At 65.1% G+C, this 22,723-nt stretch carries 29 protein-coding genes and 1 riboswitch; of the genes, 15 read left to right on the top strand and 14 right to left on the bottom strand.

The window, feature by feature from the left end; translation table 11 throughout:
* Positions 1-57: 57 nt before the first annotated feature.
* The 12 genes from BHD08_RS09220 to BHD08_RS09275 all read left to right on the top strand — a co-directional run bounded on the left by BHD08_RS09220 (position 58) and on the right by BHD08_RS09275 (position 10,632).
* On the top strand, positions 58-1,029 hold the full coding sequence (locus tag BHD08_RS09220) for an aldo/keto reductase (protein ID WP_125021698.1): 972 nt from the start codon (positions 58-60) through the stop codon (positions 1,027-1,029).
* Between the two features lie 246 nt (positions 1,030-1,275).
* A riboswitch (guanidine-I (ykkC/yxkD leader) is annotated at positions 1,276-1,378 on the top strand.
* 48 nt (positions 1,379-1,426) lie between these two features.
* Positions 1,427-2,428, top strand: coding sequence for an ABC transporter substrate-binding protein (locus tag BHD08_RS09225; RefSeq protein WP_125021700.1), 1,002 nt, complete (start codon positions 1,427-1,429; stop codon positions 2,426-2,428).
* 45 nt (positions 2,429-2,473) lie between these two features.
* Positions 2,474-3,496, top strand: coding sequence for a fatty acid desaturase (locus BHD08_RS09230; protein ID WP_125021702.1), 1,023 nt, complete (start codon positions 2,474-2,476; stop codon positions 3,494-3,496).
* A 1-nt stretch (position 3,497) separates the two neighbouring features.
* Positions 3,498-4,286, top strand: coding sequence for an SDR family NAD(P)-dependent oxidoreductase (locus tag BHD08_RS09235; RefSeq protein WP_125021704.1), 789 nt, complete (start codon positions 3,498-3,500; stop codon positions 4,284-4,286).
* Entirely contained in the window at positions 4,286-5,041 is a 756-nt protein-coding gene (locus tag BHD08_RS09240) for an SDR family NAD(P)-dependent oxidoreductase (protein WP_125021706.1), read from the top strand. Before BHD08_RS09235 ends, BHD08_RS09240 begins: the two co-directional genes overlap by 1 nt.
* Positions 5,038-5,922, top strand: a complete 885-nt coding sequence (locus BHD08_RS09245) for a DMT family transporter (protein ID WP_125021709.1) — start codon at positions 5,038-5,040, stop codon at positions 5,920-5,922. The genes BHD08_RS09240 and BHD08_RS09245 overlap by 4 nt, the downstream gene beginning before the upstream one ends.
* Positions 5,919-6,680, top strand: coding sequence for a creatininase (locus BHD08_RS09250; protein WP_125021711.1), 762 nt, complete (start codon positions 5,919-5,921; stop codon positions 6,678-6,680). The genes BHD08_RS09245 and BHD08_RS09250 overlap by 4 nt, the downstream gene beginning before the upstream one ends.
* Positions 6,677-7,330: a cysteine hydrolase family protein gene (locus tag BHD08_RS09255; protein ID WP_125021713.1), complete on the top strand. Its 654-nt coding sequence runs from the start codon at positions 6,677-6,679 to the stop codon at positions 7,328-7,330. Before BHD08_RS09250 ends, BHD08_RS09255 begins: the two co-directional genes overlap by 4 nt.
* Positions 7,327-8,109: an N-acyl homoserine lactonase family protein gene (locus BHD08_RS09260; protein ID WP_125021715.1), complete on the top strand. Its 783-nt coding sequence runs from the start codon at positions 7,327-7,329 to the stop codon at positions 8,107-8,109. The genes BHD08_RS09255 and BHD08_RS09260 overlap by 4 nt, the downstream gene beginning before the upstream one ends.
* A complete protein-coding gene (locus tag BHD08_RS09265; protein ID WP_125021717.1) occupies positions 8,106-8,915 on the top strand; it encodes a hypothetical protein in 810 nt (269 codons plus the stop codon). Before BHD08_RS09260 ends, BHD08_RS09265 begins: the two co-directional genes overlap by 4 nt.
* Entirely contained in the window at positions 8,912-9,790 is an 879-nt protein-coding gene (locus tag BHD08_RS09270) for an ABC transporter permease (RefSeq protein ID WP_125021719.1), read from the top strand. Before BHD08_RS09265 ends, BHD08_RS09270 begins: the two co-directional genes overlap by 4 nt.
* Before the next feature lie 2 nt (positions 9,791-9,792).
* Entirely contained in the window at positions 9,793-10,632 is an 840-nt protein-coding gene (locus tag BHD08_RS09275; protein WP_177412658.1) for an ABC transporter ATP-binding protein, read from the top strand.
* 2 nt (positions 10,633-10,634) lie between these two features.
* On the opposite strand, the gene BHD08_RS09280 is transcribed toward BHD08_RS09275, so the two are convergent.
* A complete protein-coding gene (locus BHD08_RS09280) occupies positions 10,635-11,657 on the bottom strand; it encodes an alpha/beta fold hydrolase (RefSeq protein WP_125021723.1) in 1,023 nt (340 codons plus the stop codon).
* Between the two features lie 142 nt (positions 11,658-11,799).
* Between BHD08_RS09280 and glnT the strand changes: the two genes are divergently transcribed.
* From glnT to BHD08_RS09295, 3 genes are all read left to right on the top strand, one after another.
* Positions 11,800-13,164 carry a type III glutamate--ammonia ligase gene (gene glnT, locus BHD08_RS09285; protein WP_125021725.1) on the top strand — a complete coding sequence of 455 codons (1,365 nt, stop codon included), beginning with the start codon at positions 11,800-11,802 and terminating at the stop codon, positions 13,162-13,164.
* A gap of 15 nt (positions 13,165-13,179) precedes the next feature.
* Positions 13,180-14,247, top strand: coding sequence for a putative urea ABC transporter substrate-binding protein (locus BHD08_RS09290; protein ID WP_125021727.1), 1,068 nt, complete (start codon positions 13,180-13,182; stop codon positions 14,245-14,247).
* A 64-nt stretch (positions 14,248-14,311) separates the two neighbouring features.
* A complete protein-coding gene (locus BHD08_RS09295; RefSeq protein ID WP_125021729.1) occupies positions 14,312-14,932 on the top strand; it encodes a TetR family transcriptional regulator in 621 nt (206 codons plus the stop codon).
* On the opposite strand, the gene BHD08_RS09300 is transcribed toward BHD08_RS09295, so the two are convergent.
* From BHD08_RS09300 to BHD08_RS09355, 13 genes are all read right to left on the bottom strand, one after another.
* Positions 14,921-15,193, bottom strand: coding sequence for a DUF1652 domain-containing protein (locus BHD08_RS09300; protein ID WP_125021731.1), 273 nt, complete (start codon positions 15,191-15,193; stop codon positions 14,921-14,923). The genes BHD08_RS09295 and BHD08_RS09300 overlap by 12 nt on opposite strands.
* A 517-nt stretch (positions 15,194-15,710) precedes the next feature.
* On the bottom strand, positions 15,711-16,892 hold the full coding sequence (locus BHD08_RS09305) for an Arm DNA-binding domain-containing protein (protein WP_307719193.1): 1,182 nt from the start codon (positions 16,890-16,892) through the stop codon (positions 15,711-15,713).
* 101 nt (positions 16,893-16,993) lie between these two features.
* On the bottom strand, positions 16,994-17,386 hold the full coding sequence (locus tag BHD08_RS09310) for a hypothetical protein (protein ID WP_125021733.1): 393 nt from the start codon (positions 17,384-17,386) through the stop codon (positions 16,994-16,996).
* Positions 17,379-17,615 carry a hypothetical protein gene (locus BHD08_RS09315; protein WP_125021736.1) on the bottom strand — a complete coding sequence of 79 codons (237 nt, stop codon included), beginning with the start codon at positions 17,613-17,615 and terminating at the stop codon, positions 17,379-17,381. The genes BHD08_RS09310 and BHD08_RS09315 overlap by 8 nt, the downstream gene beginning before the upstream one ends.
* Positions 17,605-17,814, bottom strand: a complete 210-nt coding sequence (locus BHD08_RS09320; protein ID WP_125021738.1) for a hypothetical protein — start codon at positions 17,812-17,814, stop codon at positions 17,605-17,607. Before BHD08_RS09320 ends, BHD08_RS09315 begins: the two co-directional genes overlap by 11 nt.
* The gene (locus BHD08_RS09325) at positions 17,804-18,037 is read right to left on the bottom strand and encodes a hypothetical protein (RefSeq protein WP_003294399.1); all 234 of its coding nucleotides are present in this window, start codon (positions 18,035-18,037) and stop codon (positions 17,804-17,806) included. The genes BHD08_RS09320 and BHD08_RS09325 overlap by 11 nt, the downstream gene beginning before the upstream one ends.
* A complete protein-coding gene (locus BHD08_RS09330; RefSeq protein WP_125021740.1) occupies positions 18,024-18,320 on the bottom strand; it encodes a hypothetical protein in 297 nt (98 codons plus the stop codon). Before BHD08_RS09330 ends, BHD08_RS09325 begins: the two co-directional genes overlap by 14 nt.
* 62 nt (positions 18,321-18,382) lie before the next feature.
* A complete protein-coding gene (locus BHD08_RS22950) occupies positions 18,383-18,523 on the bottom strand; it encodes a hypothetical protein (protein ID WP_160128645.1) in 141 nt (46 codons plus the stop codon).
* A gap of 2 nt (positions 18,524-18,525) precedes the next feature.
* Positions 18,526-19,137 carry a hypothetical protein gene (locus BHD08_RS09335; protein WP_125021742.1) on the bottom strand — a complete coding sequence of 204 codons (612 nt, stop codon included), beginning with the start codon at positions 19,135-19,137 and terminating at the stop codon, positions 18,526-18,528.
* Positions 19,138-19,158: 21 nt separating this feature from the next.
* A complete protein-coding gene (locus tag BHD08_RS09340; protein WP_125021744.1) occupies positions 19,159-19,428 on the bottom strand; it encodes a hypothetical protein in 270 nt (89 codons plus the stop codon).
* Between the two features lie 36 nt (positions 19,429-19,464).
* Entirely contained in the window at positions 19,465-22,221 is a 2,757-nt protein-coding gene (locus BHD08_RS09345) for a toprim domain-containing protein (RefSeq protein ID WP_125021746.1), read from the bottom strand.
* Positions 22,218-22,454 (bottom strand): hypothetical protein, encoded by a 237-nt coding sequence (locus BHD08_RS09350; protein WP_125021748.1) that lies wholly within the window; start codon positions 22,452-22,454, stop codon positions 22,218-22,220. Before BHD08_RS09350 ends, BHD08_RS09345 begins: the two co-directional genes overlap by 4 nt.
* Positions 22,451-22,687, bottom strand: a complete 237-nt coding sequence (locus tag BHD08_RS09355; protein WP_125021750.1) for a hypothetical protein — start codon at positions 22,685-22,687, stop codon at positions 22,451-22,453. The genes BHD08_RS09350 and BHD08_RS09355 overlap by 4 nt, the downstream gene beginning before the upstream one ends.
* Positions 22,688-22,723: the final 36 nt, after the last annotated feature.

The raw sequence follows: 22,723 nt of genomic DNA on the forward strand, positions 1-22,723 counted from the left end.
CCGATGCAGAGCCATGCCGATCTCGGTCGGCACCACCTGCATCCGAAGGAGGACTCCATGCGTATCACCCTGCCACGCATCGGCCTCGGCGGCGCGCCGCTAGGCAACATGTTCCATCCCCTCAGCGAGGAAACCGCCGACGCGACGCTCAACGCGGCCTGGGACGCCGGATTTCGCTATTACGACGTGTCGCCGCACTATGGCGCAGGGCTGGCCGAGCAGCGCTTCGGTCGCCTGCTCAGCGGCAAGCCACGCGATGATTACGTGCTGAGTACCAAGGTCGGTCGACTGCTGCAGCCGGCCGGCCAGCCGGAGAACGCCAAGCCTTTCGTCGACGAACTGCCGAACAAGCGCGTCCCGGACTATTCGGCCGACGGCGCACGCCGTTCCATCGAGGACAGCCTGGAGCGCATGGGCGTCGATCGCCTCGATGTGGTGTTCATTCACGACGTTTCCGAGGATCAATGGGGCCCGCAGTGGAAGGAGTACTTCCAGCAAGCGATGAACGGCGCGGCGAAAGCTCTGACGCAATTGCGCGATGAGGGTGTGATTCGCGGCTGGGGCTTAGGGGTCAATCTGGTCGAACCGTGCCGCATGGCGCTGGAGCAGAGCGATCCGAACTTGTTCCTGCTGGCCGGGCGCTATTCGCTGCTGGAGCACGACGAGGCGCTGGACACGCTGTTCCCGACCTGCCAGGCACGCGACGTTGGCGTTGTCGTTGGCGGGCCGTTCAACTCCGGGGTGCTGGCCGGCGGCGATCACTATGAATACGACCAGATCCCACCACAGATCGCCCAGCGCAGGGAGCAACTCAAGGCCGCTGCCGAGCGCTGCGGCGTCGATCTGCGCGCCGCCGCCCTGCATTTCTGCCTGGCCAACCCGGTGGTGGCCTCGGTCATCCCCGGCACGGCCAATCCAGAGCGTCCCCGGCAGTACATGGACTATTCCAATACTCAGGTGCCCCGCGAGTTCTGGCAGACGCTCAAGCGCGAGGGACTGCTCCGCGAGGATGCACCAGTACCGACCTGATTCATTCACCGCCGTTGGCCTCCCACCACACAGCCTTGCTCCGCACTATCTCAGAGCAAGCCTCCCCATTAGTGAGCAGCGCCGTGCTGGGCCTGCCATTCGCGGCGGCCCAGGTGCTAGCTCAACTCATTGAAACTTCACGAGTTCGCTGCCAGCCACCGCATCTGGCACGCAACCTGCTCTATCCACAGTGAACGGGATGAGTCGCCACCGGCACTCATGACGCTTGGCACAATCAGGAGCAACTTCAAGGAGAACTAGGGTTCCGGCTCACAGGGAGTGGGTGCTGGTCCGAGAGTTCTCCGGTCCCAGGGACGGGACTACACGGAGGGATAAAAGCCCGGGAGACGCGATGTCATCCCGTGCCTGTCATTCCAATGTGTAGGGAAATCACACCATGTCCACACTGCGCTCGCTGAACAAGACCCTCCTCGCCGCCGGCCTGGCCGTCGCGACATTGTTTTCACCGCTGGCCAGCCAGGCCGCCGAAAAGCTGAAGATCGGCACCGTGGTCTGGGCCGGATACGGCCCCTTCTACGTCGCCGACAAGAAAGACCTGTTCAAGCCCCATGGTCTAAACGTGGACCTGCAATTCTTCAACGACCCTGCGCTGATCCCCACCGCCATGCTCAGCCGCGCGCTGGACGGCGGCATGCTTACCTACGACCAGGTAGTGGCCTCGGTCGCCAAGGGCTTGAAGCATCGGGTGGTGATGCCCATCGACTTCTCCAACGGCGGTGACGCCATCGTCGCCGATGCCTCGATTCAGTCGGTCGCCGACTTCAAGGGTAAAAAGGTCGGCTTCAACCCGCTGTCGCCGTCGGACTTCCTGCTCGCTTATGCGCTGCAACAGAACGGCATGAGCGACAAGGACATCAATGCCGTCAACATGACCCCGGAAGGCATTCCCGGCGCCATGGCTTCGGGCAATCTGCCGATTGGCGTTACCTACGAGCCCAACGTTTCGCAGATCCTTTCCATGGGCGGCGGCGACAAATTCAAGGTGGTCTATTCGTCCAAGGACGCGCCAGGCCTGATCACCGACGTACTGGTCTTCGACGAGGCGGTGATCGCCAAGAAGCCTGCCGCCATCAAAGCAATGATCCAGGGCTATCTGGACGGCCTGGCCTACATGCAGGCGCACCCCGAGGAGTCGGCTGAGATCATCGGCGAGGTGCTCGGCGTCAGCGCCGAAGAAGCCGTCGAGCAGATGGCCGGCGCCTACAACATCCCGCTTGCGGAGATGGGCAAGAGCTTCACCCCAGGCGACGACACCCATTCCTTCCATGGCAGCGGCGCGATCATCGCCAAGCTGCTCAAGGACAACGGGCAGATCCCGACCATCCCGGATTTCAGCAAGACCTACGACGCCCAGTTCACCGAAGCGCTCGCCCAGTAAGCCGGACGCCGGGCGGGCCGTAGCCCGCCTGTGCTGGAGAAGACCATGAACGCAAAACCTCTGTACCGCTATGCCGATGGCCGTCTGCCCAACACGCTGGCGATCGTCTATACCGTGCTCGCCTACGGCGGTGGCCTGGCCCTGTTGTTCGCCCCGAATGGCTGGCTGAACGCGCTGGGCACGTTGCTGTTGGCCCACGGCATGATCATCGCGGCCTACCTGATCCACGAATTCGCCCACGGCGCCATTTTCAGCGTGCCCAAGCACAACGAATGGGCCGGCAACGTCTGCAGCTGGCTGTGCGGCAGCTGCTACGCCGAGTTCCAGGATCTGCGCAAGAAGCACATGCGCCACCACGTCGACCGCGCCGACGTGATCACCTTCGACAGCAAGGCTTTTCTCAAGGCACGCCCGCTGTGGTTCCAGAAGCTGGTGCTGGCGCTGGAATGGGCCTACGTGCCGGCGGTGGAGCTGATCATGCATTTCTATGTGATCGCCCTGCCCTTCATCACCGACAACGACAGGCACCGCGCCCGCCGTGGCAAGGTCGCCGCTGTGCTGGTCGTTCGCACGCTGCTTTTTGCCGGGCTCGCGGCGCTCTCGCTGAAGGCCGTGCTGCTCTACGCAGTGGCCTGGATGATCATGCTCAGCGTGCTGCGTTTCGCCGATGCCTATCAGCACACCTACGAGGCCTTCGCCGTGCTGGAAGATGGCGGCAAGCTACCGGAGGACAAGCGCCGCGACCGCAGCTACGAGCAGCAGAACACCTACAGCAACGTGGTTTCCGAGCGCTGGCCGGTGCTGAATCTGCTGCTGTTGAATTTCTCCTTCCACAACGCCCACCACGAGAAGCCGGTGGCGCCCTGGTATCGCCTGCCCAAGCTGCACGCCGAGCTGTACGGCAGCACCTACAACCAGGTCATCCCAATGCGCAAGCTGCTCGGCAGCTTCCACCGCTACCGCGTACGCCGCGTGCTGGACGATGACTACGGCGTGGTCAGCGAAGGGCCAGGCAAGGCCGACAACTTCTACGGCGCCGTGGGCGTCTCCTTCCTGACGGCGGTGTGATATGCACAAGGCACTGGATTATCGCGGCCGCTGCGTGGTCATCACCGGCGCCGCCGGGGGCATCGGCCGTGGCCTGGCAAAGAGCTTCGCCGCCGCTGGCGCAACGCTGGAATTGCTCGATCGCGACGCGGAAGCCCTCGCCCGACTTGCCGACGAAGTCGCTGGCGAGACGCCGCTGCACTGCACCGCACTGGACCTCGGCGATCGGCAGACGGTGCAGCAGTACGCCGATGACCTCGCCTGCCGCGGCCTCAATGCCGATGTGCTGGTCAACAACGCCGGTGTCGAATACGCCACGCCGCTGGATGAGTGCAGCTTCGAGGCCGACCAGCGCTGGTCGGCCCTGCTGGAGAACAACGTCGGCTCCATGCAGCGCCTGACCCGTGCGTTGCTGCCACGCCTGCGTGCCGGCGCCAGCGTGATCAATCAGGCCTCAATCTGGGGCCTCAAAGGCGTGCCGGGCTTTTCCGCCTATGTCGCCAGCAAACACGCGGTGGTCGGCCTGACCCGCTCGCTGGCCTGGGAACTGGGCCCGCGGCGCATCAGGGTGAACGCGGTGTGCCCCGGCTGGATCGGCACCGATGCGGCCATGCGCTCGCTGCAGGTGATGGCCGACGCCAACGGCCGTAGCGACAGCGCCGAGCTGGCGGCGATCCTCGCCAACCAGGCCATCCCGGAGCTGCTGACGCCCGCGGACCTGGGCGGCACCTTTCTGTTTCTCGGCTCGCCGCTGGCCTCCGCCCTCACCGGCCAGGCGCTGTCGGTCAGCCATGGCGAGGTGATGCACTGATGGCTGCCATCTTTGCGGGCCAGACCGCCCTGGTCACCGGCGCGGCGACCGGTATCGGCCGCGCCACCGCGCTCGCGCTGGCCACCGAAGGCGCACGGGTCTGGATCAACCATCGCGGCCAACACCAGCTGGCGGAACGAGTGGTCGAGCAGATCACCGCCAATGGTGGCGACGCCTGCGCCATCGAGGCGGATGTCAGCGACCCGGCCGCGGTCGCGGCGATGTTCGAGACCATCGAGGCGCACGGGCCGCTGGAGCTGTTGGTCAACAACGCCGGGGTGATCCTGGAAAAGCCCTTTCTCGAGACCAGCGAGGCGGACTGGACAATGGTGCTGGGCGTCGACCTCGCCGGCGTCTACCGCTGCTGTCGCCATGCGCTGGCACAGATGCAGCCGCGGCGCAGCGGCGCCATCGTCAATGTCTCCTCGGACCTCGGCTTTCTCGGCCGCGAACAGTACGTTGCCTACTGCACAGCCAAGGCCGGGGTGATCGGCCTGACCCGCTCGTTGGCCCGCGAATTTGCTGCAGACGGCATTCGCATCAACGGCGTCGCGCCCGGCCCCATCGCCACGACGATGGTCAGCGCGGAGCACATGAGCGACGAGTGGATGGCCAAGGAGCTGGCGATCCCCATGGCGCGCCTGGGCACGCCGGAGGAAGTCGCGGCGGCCATCGTCTTCCTGCTTTCGCCACAGGCGAGCTATTTCACCGGACAGCTGCTCGGGCCCAATGGCGGCTCCTGGATGGGCGCATGAACAGCCTGATGCCGCAGGGCATGCTGATCGGCGGCGCCATCATGTGGGGCCTGGGCTGGCTGCCGCTGCAGTTCTTCGCCGCCCGCGGCCTGGCCGGCATGCCGCTGGTGCTGCTGACCTATTCGCTGCTCAGCCTGCTGGCGCTACCGGTGCTCTGGCAGCAGCGCCGGCAGTGGGCGAGCCAATATCGCCAGGTGCTCACCATGGGCCTGTGCGGCGGCTGGGCCACCGCAGCACTGGTCACGGCGCTGGCTGACGGCAACGTGGTGCGGGTGATGCTGCTGTTCTACCTGGCACCGGTGTGGGCGATGGTCGGCGGCTGGCTGCTGCTAGGCGAACGCTTCAGCGGCACGCGGCTGTTCGCCCTCGGGCTGGCGATGCTCGGCATCGGCCTGACCCTCGGCATCACCGGCGAAGCCCTGGATGCGCCAGGCGCGAATGACTGGCTGGCGCTTTCCGCCGGCCTCGCCTTCAGCCTCAACAACCTCGCCACTCGCGCCGCTGACCAGGTGCCGCTGGCGAGCAAGGCGCTGGTCAGCTTCATCGGCAGTGCGCTGCTCGGCGGACTGTTCTGCCTACTGTTTCGTCAGTCGATACCACCGCTGGATCTGACCCTGACCTGGCAGATCGCCCTGCTGGCCCTCGGCTGGCTGGTCAGCATGGCCGCCGTGCAGTACGGCCTCACTCATCTTGAAGCCGGCCGTGCTGCGGTGCTGGTGGTTTTCGAACTGATTGCCGCGGTGTTGTCTTCGGCCTGGTTCGGCAGCCACGCCATCGGACCGAACGAATGGCTCGGAGCTGCCCTGATCACCACCGCCGCGCTGATCGCCGGCTGGCCGGAACGTCCCCTTCCCATTGCGACAAGGAGCAGCTGCGCATGAGCGTGCACATGGATCAACTGAGCTGGATCGATTACGAGCGTCGCATCGGTGAAGGCGCCGTGGTCTTCCTGCCCTGCGGCGCTACCGAGCAGCATGGCCCGCACCTGCCGCTGGGCACCGACGCGCTGCTGGCCAGCGCCATCAGCGCCGAAGTGGCGGCGCGGGTCGGCGGGCTGGTCGCGCCGGCACTCTCCTACGGCTACAAGTCGCAACCGAAATGCGGCGGCGGTCAGCATTTCTGCGGTACCACCAGCCTGGACGGCGCGACCCTGAGCGCGCTGGTGCGCGACGCCGTGCGGGAGTTCCACCGCCACGGCGTGCGCCGCCTGGTGCTGGTGCTCGGCCATTACGAGAATCAGTGGTTCGTCGCCGAGGGCATCCAGCTGGCGCTGCGCGACCTCGGGCCGAACGCCGGGCTGGAGGTGATGCGCCTGGAGCACTGGGACTTCTGCCGTGAGCAGACTCTCACTGACGTCTTCCCCGACGGCTTCCCCGGTTTCGCCCTGGAGCATGCCGCGGTGATCGAGACCTCGCTGATGCTGCACTTCCACCCACAACTGGTGGCGCTGGAGAAGATTCCCGACGACGCTCCGGCTGACTTTCCGCCCTACGACATGTACCCCACCCGTACCGAATGGGTGCCGCCCTCCGGGGTGCTGTCCTCGGCCAAAGGCTCCAGCGCGGCGAAAGGCCAGCGGCTGGCCGAAGACATCGTCGACGGCATCGCCGCCGCGGTGTGCAAGGAGTTTGCCCTGTGAGCCTGAAAGACCTGCACCCCGCGCGCACTGCGCTGCTGGTGATCGACATGCAGCGCGACTTCTGCGCGCTGGGCGGTTACGCCGATCAGGCCGGCATGGACGTCAGCCGCCTGCGCGCGCCGATCCCGGCGATCCAGGCACTACTGGATCGCGCACGCAGCCTGGGCATGCTGGTCGTGCACACCCGTGAAGGCCATCGTCCGGACCTTTCCGACCTGCCCGAGCCCAAACGCCGCCGTGCCGAAGCGACCGGCGCCCCCATCGGCAGCGCCGGCCCCCTCGGCCGCCTGCTGGTGCGCGGCGAATTCGGCCATGACCTGATCGACGAACTGCAACCACGCGCCGGCGAGCCGGTGATCGACAAGCCCGGCTACAGCGCCTTTGCCTACACCGATCTGGAGCTGATCCTGCGCCGCCGCGGTATCGAGCGGCTGATCCTGACCGGCGTGACTACCGAGGTCTGCGTGTCCTCGACGCTGCGCCAGGCTATCGATCTTGGCTTCGACTGCGTGAGCATCAGCGATGCCTGCGCCTCGTCCGATCCACAGCTGCATGCGGCTGCACTGGCGATGATCGAAGTCGAAGGCGGGCTGTTCGGCAGCGTGACCGACAGCACCGACCTGCTGCGGCGCCTGGAGCGTGCCGCATGACCGATGCGCTGAAGCTCTGGCCGCTGCTGACCGCTACGCATCGCTACGACAAATCGATTTCCACCCGCAATCGCGGCCAGGGCACGCTGATCGACGCGCCGATCCTCGCCTTCCTGATCGAAACCCGACAGGGTCGCGTGTTGTTCGACGTCGGCTGCGACTACGCCAAGCTCAGCGATCCGCTACTGCGGGCACGCTGGTTCGATCCGGTGGAGTTTCCCATGGGCCCGCCCGAGATGACCGAGGAGCAGCGGCTACCCGTCCACCTCGCCCGGCATGGGCTTACGCCAGCGGATATCGACCTGGTTTTCCTCAGCCATCTTCATTTCGATCACGCCGGCGGCCTTTGCGAGTTGTGCGGCTGCGACGTGCATGTACACGAAGCGGAACTCGCCGCCGCCCGCGCCCAGGCGGACGACGCCTACTTCGCCGATGACTTTGCCGGCGAACATCGCTGGAAGCTGCAGCGCGACGAATACGAGCTGCTGCCCGGACTGCGCGCGATCAATACCCCCGGGCACACGGCCGGCCACATGTCGCTGCTTATCGAACTGCCGCACGGCAAGCCGGTGATTCTCGCCGGGGACGCTGCGGACCTGAGCGAGAACCTGTTCGACGAAGTCGCGCCCGGCCTCTGCTGGCAGGACCGCGAAGACCTGGCGCTGGCCAGCATCCGCAAGCTCAAAGCCACCGCTGCCGAAACCGACGCCGCTATCTGGCCGAATCACGACATGGCCTTTTGGCGCACCCTCAAACGCTTTCCGGAGTACCACGCATGAAGACCGTTCCCGATGCCTATCTCGGCGTGTGGCGCCGGCGCCTGCTGGCCACCACCGCCGGCTTGCGTGACGAAACCAGCGAGGTGTACTGGCTGCAAACCGCCAGCCTGCACGCCGACCTGCGCCTGCCGCGGCCGCAAGCGCTGCCGCCAGCCGCCTCGCTGGAAACCTGCAGCCATGCCCAGCAGCTGGCGCTGAGCGAACAGGCCGGTTTCGCCGGCGTCACCGAGGTCAACGATGATATCTGCCAGTGGCATCGGCTGATCGACTTCCAGCCACCGGGCGGGCCGGCGGATATCGGCCTGATGCACTTCGAAACCCCGGAGCGGCTGCTGGAAGACGGGCTGGACGGCAGCTATCACGAGATCTGGCAGCGCCTGCCCGAATCCGCTGGCGTCAATTGGGGAGTCTGGTTGAGCGCTGCTGAGCAGCCTTCGCGCCAGGCCTGCCTGCTGGTGGCCGGCGACTACTTCCTGTTCGCCGCCGATCGTCCGCTGCCGCTTTCAGCGGGCGACAAGCACCTGCGCGAGCAACTAGCCGCCGTCGACCCTGCGCTGCGGCCGAAGCTGCTGGCATTCGAACTCTCCTTCGGCCGCCATCGCAACGGCGCCACACCGTGGCAGATCAGCCACTCGACGCTACCGGGTCGTGTCGGCGACGCGCTGCTGTCCAGCTACTGGAACTTCGCCGACCCCAACAGTCTGCCGGCCGCAGATCTCGCCGCGCTCGGTCGTTATCCGGCGGCCGGTGGCTGGCAACGCGTAGAACTCGATGTGCCCACCGTTTCACAGGAGGTTCCCGCATGACAGCGCAGCTCAGCATCCCCTCCGCTGCTAGCGCCGCGCAGCAGACGCAACCGCCAGCGCCCGCGGCACGGGCCGAACAGGTGGTGCGCAAAAGCAGTTTCTGGCGAATTCGCGGCGAGATATCCCGACGCAGCGCCTGGCTGCTCACTGGCGCCGGGCTGAGCTTGCCCTTCATCATCTGGTGGCTGTGGACCGCCCTCGGCTTGGCCGACCCGATGTTCATGCCCAGCCCCGGCGCAGTGCTCGAGCGCATCGGCCGCTGGTGGACCAGCGAGGGGCTGCTGGGAGACATCGGTATCAGCGTCTGGCGGGTCATGGCGGGCTTCGGTGCCTCGGCACTGATTGCCCTGCCGCTGGGGCTGTACATCGGCACCTACCGGCCGGTGCAGGCCTTTCTCGAACCGCTCACCGATTTCATCCGCTACATGCCGGCCGTGGCCTTCATTCCGCTGGTGATGCTCTGGGTCGGCATCGACGAGGGCTCCAAGGTGCTAATCATCTTCATCGGTACCTTCTTCCAGATGGTGCTGATGGTCGCCGAGGATGTGCGCCGTGTGCCCATGGCGCAGATCGAGGCGGCGCAAACCATGGGCGCCAATCGGGGCGAGATCGTCAAGCTGGTGATCCTGCCGTCGGCCAAGCCGGCGCTGCTCGACACCCTGCGTATCACCTGTGGCTGGGCCTGGACCTATCTGGTGGTGGCCGAACTGGTCGCGGCGAACTCCGGCCTGGGCTACGCCATCCTCAAGGCGCAGCGCTACATGCACACCGACAAGATCTTCGCCGGCATCCTGCTGATCGGCCTGATCGGCCTGCTCACCGACCAGGCCTTCCGCTGGTTGCACCGCCGCACCTTCCCCTGGATGAGGAAATGACCATGTCCGATGCCAAGATTCGTGTCCGCCAGGTCGGCAAGACCTTCGTCAGCGAGCGCCGCGAGGTGCAGGCGCTGCAGTCGATCGACCTGGACATCCAGCCCAACGAGTTCGTCACCTTCGTCGGGGCGTCGGGCTGCGGTAAATCCACGCTGCTGCGCATCATCGCCGGGCTGGAAACGCTGAGCCGCGGCGAAATCCTGCTCGACGGCAAGCCTATCGACGGCCCTGGCGTCGACCGCGCCATGGTCTTCCAGCATTACAGCCTCTACCCCTGGCTGACGGTGATGCAGAACATCAAGTTCTGCCGCCAACTCAAGGTGATCGGCGACACCGTGCGCAACGACGGTGACGTGGAGTCCGCCGCCGGCCGCGCCGACGCCCTGCTCAACCTGATGGGCCTGACGCGCTTCGCCGATGCCTATCCCAGCCAGCTCTCCGGTGGTATGCAGCAACGCGTCGCCATTGCCCGCGCCCTGCTCCCCAAGCCCGCGACGCTGCTGATGGATGAGCCGTTCGGCGCACTGGATGCGCAGACCCGCGAAGTCATGCACGACCTGATCCGTCACGTGCACCGGCTGGAGAAGAGCACCATCCTGTTCGTGACCCACGATGTCGAGGAAGCCATCTATCTGGGCAGCCGCATCGTGCTGATGGCGCCCCGCCCCGGGCGCATCGACTCGATCTACGAGGTGCCGCTGCCGGCCCAGCGCCACCAGGACATGAAGCTCGCGCCGGAATTCACCGAGCTCAAGCGCGAGATCCTTGTCCGCATCCGCGAAACCTCTGGCATGCAGACCGACCTCGAGCAGCTGGCCAAACTCAGCGCCGTGGCCGGCTGAGGTTAGCGGCCAAGCAGTTCGGCCATTGCCGCGAACACCTGACGCATGGCAGGCGCGCTGCGGCCCGGCCCACCGGCGCAGTGCCCCCAGTCCGATTCGAGCACCCGTAACTCGGCACCCGGAATCAGCGCGGCCTCGTGGCGGGCATCCTCGACGGTGAAATACAGATCGCTGCTGCCGGGCATCAGGATGGACCGCGCACGGATGCGACCCAGCGCTTCGGCCAGCGAGCCGGCAGCGAAACTGCGGGCCGGGTCGGCCGATTGCCAGGTGTGCAGCACGCAGAGCAGGTCGTTGGCGTCCTGCTCCAGATGATCCTGTTCCCAGTAATCGAGCAGCGCCTCGAGGCGCTCGAAGCCCAGCTCGCGCCACAGCTCATGACGATAGAACGCCTGCGAATAGGCCCAGCCGGCATAGACGCGGCCAAAGGCACGCAGGCCGCGTTCCGGCGGCGTGGCGTAGCGACCGCCCTGCCAGGCCGCGTCGGCACACAGCGCCGCCTTCACCCCTTCGAGAAACACCCGGTTGTGCGGCCAGCAGTGTGCCGTGCAGCAGAACGGCAGGATGGCGCGCATCCGCTCCGGATAGGCCATTGCCCAGAACAGCGTCTGCATGCCGCCCATGGACCAGCCGCTGACCAGGGCGAGCTGCCAGTCGTCACCATACAGCCGATCGAGCAACGCCTTCTGCGCCCTCACGTTGTCCAGCAGGCCGACCCGCGGGAAGTCCGCTGCGCCCTGACCGGGCGCCGCGTTGCTCGGCGAAGTCGACCAGCCTGCGCCGAACAGGTTGGTCAGCACCACGCAGTAATCGCCACCTGCCAGCGGGCCATCCGCACCAAGCAGGGGCAGGCTGCCCCAATGTGTGCCGCCGTAGTAGCTCGGAATCAGCACCAGGTTGTCCCGCGCGCGGTTCGGCGTGCCCACTACCTGATAGCAGAGCCGCGCATTGCGCAGGCGTTCGCCGTTTTCGAGGCGCATTTCGCCCAGCGCGTGAAGTTTCTTTTCCCTTTTTATTTCAAGCATCTGCATGACTCCCACATCTGCGAAACGGGCAAGCAGTGGCACCAGCCGTAGCCCATTTCTATACACGCTGGCATGTATATTGGATGAAGGAATCGTGCCAGCGGCCCCGGCCGCCATTCATGACTCCAAGGAGCGCAAGCCAATGACCAGCTTTCCCCTCTCCTCCGTCGAGGAGTTGAAACAGCAGTTGCAGGACAAGGGTGTGAAGTACGCGATGGCCAGCTACGTCGACATCCACGGCGTGATCAAGGGCAAGTTCGTCCCCATCGCCCATCTTGGCCAGATGCTCCGCGGCTCCGAGCTCTACACCGGCGCGGCGCTGGACGGCGTCCCGCAGGAGATCAGCGACAACGAGGTGGCCGCGATGCCAGACCCGGCGACCGCCACCCAGTGCAGCTGGAACCGCGATCTCGCCTGGTTCGCCAGCGACCTCTACCTGGACGGCAAGCCCTTCGACGCCTGCTCGCGCGGCATTCTCAAGCGCCAGACCGAAGCCGCTGCGGCGCTGGGCTACACCTTCAACCTCGGCATCGAGACCGAATTCTTCCTGTTCAAGGACACCCCGGATGGCGGCTTCGCGCCCATTTCCGAGCGCGACGACATGGCCAAGCCCTGCTACGACCCGCGCCTGCTGATGGACAACCTGCCCATCGTCGACGAACTGGTGCAGGCGATGAACGAGATGGGCTGGGGCGTGTACTCCTTCGACCACGAGGACGCCAACGGCCAGTTCGAAACCGACTTCAAGTACACCGACGCCCTCGGCATGGCCGACCGCTTCGTGCTCTTCCGCATGATGGCGGGCGAGATCGCCCGCAAGCACGGCGCCTTCGCCACCTTCATGCCCAAGCCCTCGGCCAACCGCACCGGAAGCGGCGCGCACTACAACATGTCGCTCGCCGATATCGAGACCGGCAAGAACCTGTTCGAAGTCGATGGCGAAGACCCCTACGGCTGCGGCGTGACCCCGCTGGCCTATCACTTCATCGCCGGGGTGCTGAAACACGCCAAGGCCATCTGCGCGGTCATCGCGCCTACGGTCAACAGCTACAAGCGGCTGATCCGCAAGGGCGCCATGTCCGGCTCGACCTGGGCGCCGGTGTTCTGCTGCTACGGCAACAACAACCGCACCAACATGCTGCGCATTCCGTCCCAGGGCGCGCGGGTCGAATGCCGCGCCGCCGACATCGGCTGCAACCCCTACCTCGGTGCCGCGATGATCCTCGCCGCAGGCCTCGAGGGCATCCGCGACAAGCTCGATCCCGGCCAGCCGCACCGCGAGAACATGTATCACTACAGCGAACAGGAAGTGGCGCAGATGGGCATCGAGACCCTGCCGCGCACCCTCAGCGAAGCCATCGACGCCTTCGAGGCCGACCCGCTGTCGCGCCAGGTGTTAGGCGATGCCATGTACCAGGCCTTTGTCGAGTTCAAGCGCGACGAATGGAATGCCTACCACACCCACGTTTCCGACTGGGAAATCCAGCGCTATCTGAAGTTCTTCTGAACCGGGAGTACCGCCATGCACGGCACCATGATGAAAAAGCTGCTCTGCGCCGGGGCCATTGCCTTCGCCGCCCTCGCCCCGCTGGCCCAGGCGGAGGAGAAAAAGACCTTCAACCTGGCCTGGACCATCTACGTCGGCTGGATGCCCTGGAAGTACGCCGACGAGTCCGGAATCATGAAGAAGTGGGCCGACAAGTACGGGATCGAGGTGAACATCAGCCAGATCAACGACTACGTCGAGTCCATCAACCAGTACAGCGCCGGCCAGTTCGACGGCGTGGTCGCCACCAGCATGGATGCGCTGTCAATCCCGGCGGCCGGCGGCGTCGACACCACCGCGCTGATCGTCGGCAGCTACTCCAACGGCAACGACGGCCTGGTGATGAAGGGCACCGATGATCTCAAGCAGATCAAGGGCCAGCAGGTGCACCTGGTCGAGCTGTCGGTGTCGCACTACATCCTGGCCAAGGCGCTGGACAGCGTGGGCCTGTCGGAGAAGGACGTGCAGGTGGTCAACACCTCGGACGCCGACATCGTCGCCGCCTTCAGCACCGCCGACGTGCGTAACGTGGCGACCTGGAGTCCGCTGCTGCAGGAAGTCGCCGCCGCCCCGGACGCGCATCAGGTGTTCGACTCCGCCAGCGTGCCAGGGCACGTCAAGGACCTGCTGATCGTCAATAGCGAGACGCTGGCCGACAACCCGGCCTTCGGTAAGGCGGTCACCGGCGCCTGGTACGAGGTGATGGCGATCATGGCCAGCGACACGCCGCAAGGCGCCGAGCTGCGCGCCCAGCTGGGCGCAGCCTCCGGCACCGACCAGGCGGGCTACGAGGCGCAACTCAAGGGCACCCACATGTTCTATCAGCCAGCCGAAGCGATCGCCTTCATCTCCGGCGAACCGGCCCACGCGGCGATGGATAGCGTGCGCACGTTCTCCTTCGACCACGGCCTGCTGGGCGACGGTGCCGATTCGGCGGACTTCGTCGGTATCGCCATGCCGGCCGGCGCGCTCGGTGATCAGGGCAATCTCAAGCTGCGCTTCGACACCACCTACATGCAGATGGCCGCCGACGGCGCCCTGTGAGGGATTGCCACGCAGCGGGCGTTGCCGGCACGCTGCGTGGCCGCCGCGCATTTCGAGGAGCCTCATGCGCCGTACCAAAGAAGACGCCGAACAGACCCGCCTCAAGGTCATCGCCGCGGCGCTGGAGCTGTTCAGCCGCAACGGCTATTCGAACACCACGCTGGCGATGATCGCCGAGGCCGCCGGCTTCAGCCGTGGCCCGATCTACTGGCACTTCAAGAGCAAGGACGAGCTGTACGAAGCGGTGCTGGCCTATTCCCAGGAGCCGCTGGAGCGGCTGATCGAACAAAGCCGAGAACGCGCTGCCGATCCGCGCGCGGCGCTGGAGCACTTCATCAGCGAATGGTTTCGCCTGCTGCTGGACGAGCGCTGGTATCGCCAATCCTTCGAGATCCTGCTGAACAAGACCGAGCTCACCGCGCAGATGGCGAGCATCCTGAAACGCGAACGCAAGCTGACACGCGCCATGGTGCAGTTGCTGGAAGAGTTGATCGCCAAGGTGCACGAGGACGAACGGCCGGCGCGCTCGCTGGCCCTGCTGCTCTATTCGAGCCTGATGGGCATCACCCACACCTGGCTGCTGTCGCCGAAGCTGTTTTCACTCAGGGAACAGGCGCCCTGCATGGCGCTCAGCCTGTTGGCGCTGGTCAAGCCAGGCCTTACATCAGATGGGCTATCCCAGTAGCCGCGGGCGCTTGAGCTTGCTCAGCAACGCCGGCCGGAGCGCCGCCGCATCCAGATCAATGGCATTGATCAGACCGGTGATGTCGGCTTGGGAAAGGGATATGCGACATGGCAGACCAGTCAGCAGCAGCGACTCACCGGCTGTCTCGTCTATCAGCATCACACGAATCGTCGAAGGTGAATCCATTCGCGCGCTGAACACCAACGGCGCGTAGTACTGCTGCACCATCGCGAAGGCTTCGGGTTGCCTGAAGCGTTTCATGAAGGACAACTCCATTTGTCAGGCGGCGGATTCTAGCAGCGGCTGACGCCTTGGCCTCTGTGGCAATTGCCAACTCCGCCACAGGCATAATCGATTTTTGTTAAGACACGATCGCCAAAGGCGCCGCTGCGATCAGGCGCACCAGAACAGTGCTTGATGCCAGCGTCAGCGAGGGAACAAACAGAGGTGATCACAGGCGCCAAATGCCACGGCGGTAGACAAGGGCTACTAGCGCTCAGCTGCCGGCGATAGGCCCATTATGGGAACCGTATAAGCCATTTTTCCAAGCCCAGAAACGCTGAAGGCCCCGGAATACGGGGCCTTCAGGATTGCAGATGGCGGAAGCGCAGAGATTCGAAATCAACGTCTGCCGACTATAGAGGCTCGTATTTACTGACCTGCAGCGTTGCGCGAGCGGCTGATGGGAACGAAATGGGAACATTTTGGGAACCGCCAGATAGCCGAAAGCCCCGAATCACGGGGCTTCCAGCGGTTTTCGGCGTGGGAATGAGCGTCGTTACAGCTTCAGCTGTCGCTCGATGAGGCTGGTCATGTCCGCGGCGTCCTCGTTGATCCAGGTGCCGTAGTGCTTGTGGATCATCGCCGTGGACGTGTGCCCCATCTGCTCGGCGATCCAATCGAGCGGCACCACGCCGCTGGTGAGCATCTGGCTGGCGAAGGTGTGCCGGCAGTTGTTCGGGCCACGATGGCGGACACCCGCCGCCCTCAGATGCGCGTTCCACCAGCCGTTTCGCATGTTGTCTGCCGTTGAATACGCCTGATCGGTGTGCGAGTTGTGGAAAACGAAGCGCACGCTCTGCTTGCGGATCGTCCGGTTGTCCCGGTCCGTCACCTCGATCTCCACAGCCGGCCGATCCTTCGTCCGCTCCGCCTGCTCGCGCAGCGCCTCGAGGGCGGGCTTCAGCAGCTTCAGCTTTCGCGTCGAGCGCTTGGTCTTCGTCACCTTGTAGGCGCTGCGCACCCGGGCGCGGCGGAAGATCACCTCACCCCGCTCCAGATCGACATCCTCCCAGGCCAGCGCGATCGCCTCGCTCACCCGCGGCCCTGTCCAGATCATGAACTTGATCAAAGCCAGCTCCTGCTCGCGGCCAGGCGATGGCGTGCCGAGGATCGCATCGATCTCCTTGCGCTCGAACGGGTCCGGGTCTTCATCGTCCGGCATCCGGATCACGATGCCCTCCGTTGGATCGAACGCCACCTGGTTCGTGGTGCGGTACAGCTGATAGATCTGCCGCACGATCGCCACGATCTCGCGCACCGTCTTGTTGTGCAGCTTGGGCATCAGCTTCTTCTGCACCCACTGCTGCATCTCCACGAACGTTATGTCCTCGGCCTGTCGATCGGCCCACTGCCGCCGGATGTGGCAACGAATCTTGCTTTCGTGGCTGCTGATCGCTGATAGCGCTAGTTCGTTGCGCTTGATATCCAGCCAGAGGTCAATCCAGTGGCCGAAGTTCGCCTCTTTCACCCGCGCCGAATCAGGAAACCAGCGCGCATAGTTGAACGTCCCGGCCTGGATCTCGTGCCGAATGATCGCCGCCTGCCGCTCCGCCCGTTCCAGGTTGCCGGGCGTTGGCTCGCCGGCGAACGGCTCCTTGCACAGCTTCCCCTCGTAGCGGAAGTAGACCCTGATCGAGCGGCCTCTTACCTCGACTCCATCTGCCATATGCGTCCCCACGCGAAACCCAGCGGGCAAGGTACCGGTGCCACACCCGCAGCAATAGAAAAAGGCCCGTTGCCGGGCCTCGAATTGGTTGGTGTGTTTTCTAGGTCAGTTGGTCACCCGGACTGGCTATCGGCCATGCGGTACTGCCAGTGGTATCCACCATCGCCGTGGCTGACGTGCTCAACCTGGATGCCGTGCTGCTCGCCCTGCCACTTGGCCAGCGTGGCGTGCACCCAGCGGCCGAGGATGTGCTTCCAGTCTGCCGGTAGCAGAGCCTTCACCTCGGCGTCAGTTATCACCGACGCCTGCTTGCGTTTGATCGTCAGGGCGATGACCTCGACGAACTGCGCGGATTGCGCGAGCGAAGAGCGCGCGCTGTCCTCACCGCTCAACCCGGGATATGGCCAGCGATAGGCGATGAGCGCCGGCGCCGACGGGAAGCGGGCAACCGAAGCCTTATTCTCGGGAGAGAAAAGATCGCACTGCGCACTGGTGTGGTCATCCATGGGCAACCTCCTTCGCCTTCGGCGTTTCCGGATGCACAAACAACTCCACCCCGCTGCGCCGCAGGTCGCGCTGGGTTTCGCGCAGCAGCGCCGGATCGAGGCCCAGTTTGCGGGCCATGGCTTCGGCGGCCTGCCGGGCGCCGATGGTGTTGCTGGCGGTACGCTTCTCGCCGCGTACGGTGGCCACATAGGTCATGCCGGCAAAGCGGGTACGGATTTCAACGGGCATAGCGGCGGCCTCCCTGGGCTTTCTTTGCGTAGACGTTGGCCATGTAGCTGGCCCACTCGTTCTGCTTGATCTGTTGGCGGATGCGGCTGCAGGACGCGTGCTTGCGGGTGGATCGGGCATTGCCGCAGATATCGCAGAGGCTGGGCAGGTCCAGCTTCTGGCTGGCCATGGTCGGGCGAATGCGGGCTTTAGTGGACATTGGCCACCTCCTCCGCTGGCACACGTGCCACATGTCGTGCGGTGCGCTGCAGCACTTCAATAGCCGTGCCGGCATCGTTGTACTTCTCGATCGCGCGGGCGGCTTTGCTGATCATCATTTCGCAGGCCTTGCGCACTTCGTCCGGTGTAGCGCAGCCGCACGCTCGGCAGTAGGCGGTCAACATGACCTCCGCGGCACCATCGGCTTCGTCACGCGTGAGCATGGCGCACCTCCTCCTGGAACAGCCGCTCCCAATCCGAGCTGATACGCCCGGCCCTGTCGCGGTTGCGGGCAACGACGCTGGGCGTTTCGGCGTAGCAGGCCTTGCAGACGCTGCCGAGGCCGTCCGACTTCGCGGCCTGGCGGTAGAAAAACTCGGTGTCGGCCGGCCAGGTGTCGCCGCACTTGCGGCAGAGCTTCTCCGGGACGTCGGCTATGGTCATCAGGTGCGGGTGGCAAGCTGGGTTATGCTGTGCCCCGCCTCCCTGGGTGTGATGTGCTTGCATGGTGCTTCTCCTTGGGTTGGTCAGGCCCTGGTGAGTTGCCGCTCACCGGGGCCTTCTTGTTTTCAGCGTGCGATCAGCAGGAACAGGTCCGGCAGGTGGTTGGCCGCGGTGAGCAGGCCGGCCAGGCCGGTACCGATCCAGCCGGTCATGGCCAGTCGGGCGCGCAGGCTGATGCTGGGTTCGTCATCGTCGTAGTGGTTCATGGTCATGCCGCCTTGTTCGCTGCGTTGTGCCGGTCGATCTCGGCCACCCAGGCGCGCTCGGTGATTTCCTCGAAGCCTTCGGGGATGACGGCCGGTGCCGCCTCTTTGTCGGTGCGGGTGTTGAACGGGAGGCTGCAGACCAACACGTCGCCGTCCAGCAGGTGGCACAAGGCAAAGCTGATCCGGTTGCCCTCCCACACACCGTTCGGAAGGCCCATGCGCTTGGTGAACACGGTGTCGACGTCACGGCGACCGAAGTTGTATTGCTCGGCCAGCAGCTCTGGCGGAAGTGGCGGTGCTTCTTTGAATTGCGTCCGCAGCTCGGCGGCGCGCTTGTTTCGCCCGTGAAGGGTGTACTGGAAGTAGCTCTTCCCTTCGTGGCCAATGACTTCCCCGCCCTTGAAACCTTCGATGACCGGCCCCTTTCGGTCCTGGTTATCACCGGCCAGCTTGCAGAAGAAGTGAGGCTCGCCGAACTGGTGCATGCCGATCTCATCGAACCCCCACTCACGGGCTAGGGCGATAAAGAACCGGAACCGACCGTCTGCCATGTCCTTGAGCGCCCGGAAAGTGGCGACGTGCAACGGGTCTTTAGATCTGAGGTAGTAACGCATCGTGCTTCTCCTTGGCCCAGGTCAGGCGGCGACAGCTGCGTGGATGTGGATGTTCGGAAGCGCCGCGCTCAGCCGCCGGAGCAGCTCGATCTGCTCCTCGGAGCACTCGTCGATGCACACGACTCTGGCGCCACGGGCGGCCAGGAAGTGGATTCGGCTCTTAAGTGCCGCGTGAGTGAATTCCTTCGCTAGGAGGATGTGCCCCTCGTCTTGCCCGTCTGCCTTTGCAATCCGGCGTAGCTGAGTGGTTTTGCCTGATGCGGCAGGGCCGCGGATTACTTCTAGTTGCATGGTGCTTCTCCTTGGGTTGGGGTGTTGCTCGACCGATCAGGCGTTGCCGCGCCCGGTCGGGTCGGGGTTCTGGAAAATCCAGCACTTCACCGTGGTGCCGCGCTGGCTGAGGTGGTTGCGGCGGTTGAAGGCCGCGCGCACGGCGCTGTCCACGCCCTTGTTGTGCATGAGGTATTTACGGGAGCGGCTGTTGGGTAGCAGGGTGCGCAGCGTGCCGATGTCGGCGATCTTCTGTTTGTGGTCGGCGGCGCGCTCGCAGAACTCGTTGAGGTTCACGGCGATCACGTCCGGCTTCTTCGAGTGGTCGACCACCGGGTCCTCGCTCAGGCCCTGCAGGTAGTCGAAGGCCTCCCAGAACTCGGCCACCTCGGCCGGGTCGGCGTTGACGGCGGTCTGGCGAGCCAGCGCCATGGCCACCAGCTCGCGCTGCGCACCGGCGTGCTGCCGATCGGTCAGCGGGATGATCAGCTTGAGGCAGTCCACCAGGGCGAGCAGCTGCGCGTGGTTCTTGATGATTCGCTCGATGCGGATCTCTTTCAGCTCGCGCAGCGCCTGCTCGTGCACCTTCACCTGGGCGCGGAAGGTTTCCAGCACCTTGCCCTCGGCCCGGGCGGCCATCAGCAGGAAGTGGCTGACGTCCATCGCGCTCAGGTGGTTGAGGTTGTCCGCTGCGGCGCGGCTGGCGGCCGTGACCTCGGGGCGCACGAAGTGCAGCTTGACGATACGGGTGAGGATCGCCTCGCTGGCCATCACCGTGGCGTTCTGGCTGATAACGATGGTGCCGCGAAACGGTGGCTCATAGGTCTCGTTGCCGGCGGTCTTCACGCCGGTCACGCCCAGGGTGCCGCCGTTGAACAGCGGTTTCAGCTCGTCCCAGTCGTAGGCCTTGGCGGCGCCGCGGTCGTTGTCGCTGCGGTCCGCCTCGAGCAGTACCAGTGGCATGCCGGATACCTGCCCCATCCACCGGCGCAGGCCAGCCTTGGACATTTTCGAAGGGTCCTTGCCCTCCTCGTCCGGGCGGCCGAACAGCTTCCAGAGGAACATCAGCAGCGTCGACTTGCCCGCGCCGGCCTCGCCCGTCACTTCCAGGAAGGGAAAGCTCTGGTACTCGTCGCGGATCTGCTCGGCGAACAGCGAGCCAAACCAGAACGCCAGCGCGACGATGCCCTGGGTGCCGAAACAGGTCCACAGCCATTCGAGCCACTCGGCGCGGTAGCCCTCGTCGGTACGGGCGATCTCCAGGCGGATCGACTTCTGCAGCGTCTTCAAACGCAGCTGCTTGAACTCGAAGTAGTCCTCCTTGTTGGCCTGCTCGAGCACTCCGCCGCGCACGGCCAGGTCGCCGAACACGTAGCAGCTGTGCTCCTTGCTGTAGCCGATGTAATCGATGGTCTTGACGGTTTTCAGGCCGTAGAGCTGGTCGCGCATGATGCGATCGAGCTGCGCGCCGGTACCGGTGAACACCGCGCCGGCGGCCATGCCGAGCAGGCGCTTCTTGAACTCGCTGGCCGCTGCCACCTGGCCGCCGGTGAAGGTGTTGCGCACCGTCGGCTCGTCATGGGGGAAGTCCACGCGGAAGTAGTACCAGGACTCGTCCGTCACCTCATTGCGTTGGAAGTACAGCGCCTGCGGGTAGCAGTTGGCGATCTCCACCACGGCGCCGCACTGGCGCAGGGCCTTGTCGCGGCGCTGGCGGTCGTTCAGCAGCTGATCTTCCTGGCGCTCGGATTCCTCCAGGTGCTGCATGGCCTTGTTGAACTTCTCCAGGTCCATCTTGAACCAGTAGAGGCGGTTCTCGAACGCGAAGTGGAATTCGTGGCGCTCGCGCCATTCGTACATCAGCGCGCCCTTCTCCGCCGCGCTTTCGGCCAGCAGCAGGCTGCCGTGATAACGCGCCTCGCGCAGGTCGCGCTCGATCTGCTCCTCGCGCTTGTCGTCACCCTCGATAAAGGCCCAGCGCTGGTGGAGGTCGTTCCAGTCCACCTTGCGGTCGCGCTGCGGGATCTGCGCGGCCTCGCAGGTAAAGCCCAGCTCGCGGGCCATCTTCGCCCAGCGACGGGTGTAGCGATGCGCGCCCGGCTCATTGTCCAGCGCCCAGACCAGCCGCGGCAGCTTGCGCCCGGCCTCGGCGCGGGCCTTTACCAGCGCCTTGAGCGACTCGGCCGGGAAGGCGTTGCTGCTCATGGCCGACACGGCGTCGAGTTCGTGATGCAGCAGCGCGATGGCGTCGAAGATGCCCTCGACGATCCACAGCTCGTCGACCTCGAACAGGTCCACGGTCGGCGGGCACCACCAGTAGCCTTTCATGCTCTGGCCGGGGGCGAAGCGTGCCTTCTGCTTGCCGAAGCGGTGCGGGCGGTCGATCAGCCGTTCCCAGTAGCCACCCTTCTCCAGGGTGAAGCGCACCGTGGCGCTGCCCTGGGCGAGTTCGCGGCTCCAGTAGTTCTCCTGGCTGTACCAGCCGCGGATCATGCCCAGGTCGAAGCCACGGGCGAACTGCAGGTAGGCATCAGCGCTGGCGGCCGGCGCCTGTTCGGTGCTCGGTGCGCGCTTGCTCCAGTCGTCGAACAGGTCGTCGAACAGCTCTTTCACGTGCCACTGCTCGCCGCACTTGCTCTCCCGGCCGCATTTGATGAACCACGGCTGGTCGTAGCGGGAATACAGCTCTTTCTTGCCGCAGCTCGGGCAGGTGCCGCCGCGCATGTAGTCGGTACCGGCGCGGCGCTTGAGGCCGAAGTCACCCTCGAAACGGCGCAGCACCTCTTCGCGGATATGGCGGTCCATGTCTTTCATGAGCGCGCCCCCCAAACGAAAGCATGAATCTCGTCATTCACGGCTTCGAGCTGCGCCTCGGTGATCAGCGCGCTTTCCTGCAGGGCGCTTAGATATCCGGCCATGCGGATGCCCTCGTGCAGCCGCAGCTCGTAGCTGGGCGACAGAACCAGGCGCTGCAGGTGCAGCTTGAAGATGTGCCGCGCCGGATCAGCCGCCAGCGCCTCGCAGGCGGGCATCGGTTGAGTGCTCATGCCTTGGCTCCTTGGCGTGCTTTCACCAGCTCGCGCATGGTGCGGTTGAGGCCGGCGATGTGCGGGTGGTCGGCCAGGATCTTCGGGCCGCGCAGCCCCTGCGGGGTGTAGCGGTAGCGGTCGTCGTACCAGCAGGCAGCCATCAGCTGCTCATACTGGCTGGTCAGCCAGCGCAGGTAGGCCTCGGCCTGGGCGGGCTTCAGCTGAATTTGGATGGAAACGTCTGTACTCATGGGGCCACCGTTCGGGCGCAACTTTCCCCTACCCGC

Source organism: Pseudomonas sp. SCT (genome assembly GCF_003864275.1).
GTDB classification, from domain to species: domain Bacteria; phylum Pseudomonadota; class Gammaproteobacteria; order Pseudomonadales; family Pseudomonadaceae; genus Stutzerimonas; species Stutzerimonas stutzeri_AE.

Coding starts and splice junctions, on each gene's coding strand:
- BHD08_RS09295 (WP_125021729.1), top strand. CDS start 14,312: ATGCGCCGTACCAAAGAAGACGCCGAACAGACCCGCCTCAAGGTCATC.
- BHD08_RS09280 (WP_125021723.1), bottom strand. CDS start 11,657: ATGCTTGAAATAAAAAGGGAAAAGAAACTTCACGCGCTGGGCGAAATG.
- BHD08_RS09265 (WP_125021717.1), top strand. CDS start 8,106: ATGAAGACCGTTCCCGATGCCTATCTCGGCGTGTGGCGCCGGCGCCTG.
- BHD08_RS09325 (WP_003294399.1), bottom strand. CDS start 18,037: ATGCTCACGCGTGACGAAGCCGATGGTGCCGCGGAGGTCATGTTGACC.
- BHD08_RS09335 (WP_125021742.1), bottom strand. CDS start 19,137: ATGCGTTACTACCTCAGATCTAAAGACCCGTTGCACGTCGCCACTTTC.
- BHD08_RS09235 (WP_125021704.1), top strand. CDS start 3,498: ATGCACAAGGCACTGGATTATCGCGGCCGCTGCGTGGTCATCACCGGC.
- glnT (WP_125021725.1), top strand. CDS start 11,800: ATGACCAGCTTTCCCCTCTCCTCCGTCGAGGAGTTGAAACAGCAGTTG.
- BHD08_RS22950 (WP_160128645.1), bottom strand. CDS start 18,523: ATGAACCACTACGACGATGACGAACCCAGCATCAGCCTGCGCGCCCGA.
- BHD08_RS09315 (WP_125021736.1), bottom strand. CDS start 17,615: ATGCCCGTTGAAATCCGTACCCGCTTTGCCGGCATGACCTATGTGGCC.
- BHD08_RS09355 (WP_125021750.1), bottom strand. CDS start 22,687: ATGAGTACAGACGTTTCCATCCAAATTCAGCTGAAGCCCGCCCAGGCC.
- BHD08_RS09310 (WP_125021733.1), bottom strand. CDS start 17,386: ATGGATGACCACACCAGTGCGCAGTGCGATCTTTTCTCTCCCGAGAAT.
- BHD08_RS09275 (WP_177412658.1), top strand. CDS start 9,793: ATGTCCGATGCCAAGATTCGTGTCCGCCAGGTCGGCAAGACCTTCGTC.
- BHD08_RS09270 (WP_125021719.1), top strand. CDS start 8,912: ATGACAGCGCAGCTCAGCATCCCCTCCGCTGCTAGCGCCGCGCAGCAG.
- BHD08_RS09220 (WP_125021698.1), top strand. CDS start 58: ATGCGTATCACCCTGCCACGCATCGGCCTCGGCGGCGCGCCGCTAGGC.
- BHD08_RS09300 (WP_125021731.1), bottom strand. CDS start 15,193: ATGAAACGCTTCAGGCAACCCGAAGCCTTCGCGATGGTGCAGCAGTAC.
- BHD08_RS09320 (WP_125021738.1), bottom strand. CDS start 17,814: ATGTCCACTAAAGCCCGCATTCGCCCGACCATGGCCAGCCAGAAGCTG.
- BHD08_RS09345 (WP_125021746.1), bottom strand. CDS start 22,221: ATGAAAGACATGGACCGCCATATCCGCGAAGAGGTGCTGCGCCGTTTC.
- BHD08_RS09230 (WP_125021702.1), top strand. CDS start 2,474: ATGAACGCAAAACCTCTGTACCGCTATGCCGATGGCCGTCTGCCCAAC.
- BHD08_RS09245 (WP_125021709.1), top strand. CDS start 5,038: ATGAACAGCCTGATGCCGCAGGGCATGCTGATCGGCGGCGCCATCATG.
- BHD08_RS09225 (WP_125021700.1), top strand. CDS start 1,427: ATGTCCACACTGCGCTCGCTGAACAAGACCCTCCTCGCCGCCGGCCTG.
- BHD08_RS09260 (WP_125021715.1), top strand. CDS start 7,327: ATGACCGATGCGCTGAAGCTCTGGCCGCTGCTGACCGCTACGCATCGC.
- BHD08_RS09240 (WP_125021706.1), top strand. CDS start 4,286: ATGGCTGCCATCTTTGCGGGCCAGACCGCCCTGGTCACCGGCGCGGCG.
- BHD08_RS09290 (WP_125021727.1), top strand. CDS start 13,180: ATGCACGGCACCATGATGAAAAAGCTGCTCTGCGCCGGGGCCATTGCC.
- BHD08_RS09340 (WP_125021744.1), bottom strand. CDS start 19,428: ATGCAACTAGAAGTAATCCGCGGCCCTGCCGCATCAGGCAAAACCACT.
- BHD08_RS09350 (WP_125021748.1), bottom strand. CDS start 22,454: ATGAGCACTCAACCGATGCCCGCCTGCGAGGCGCTGGCGGCTGATCCG.
- BHD08_RS09330 (WP_125021740.1), bottom strand. CDS start 18,320: ATGCAAGCACATCACACCCAGGGAGGCGGGGCACAGCATAACCCAGCT.
- BHD08_RS09250 (WP_125021711.1), top strand. CDS start 5,919: ATGAGCGTGCACATGGATCAACTGAGCTGGATCGATTACGAGCGTCGC.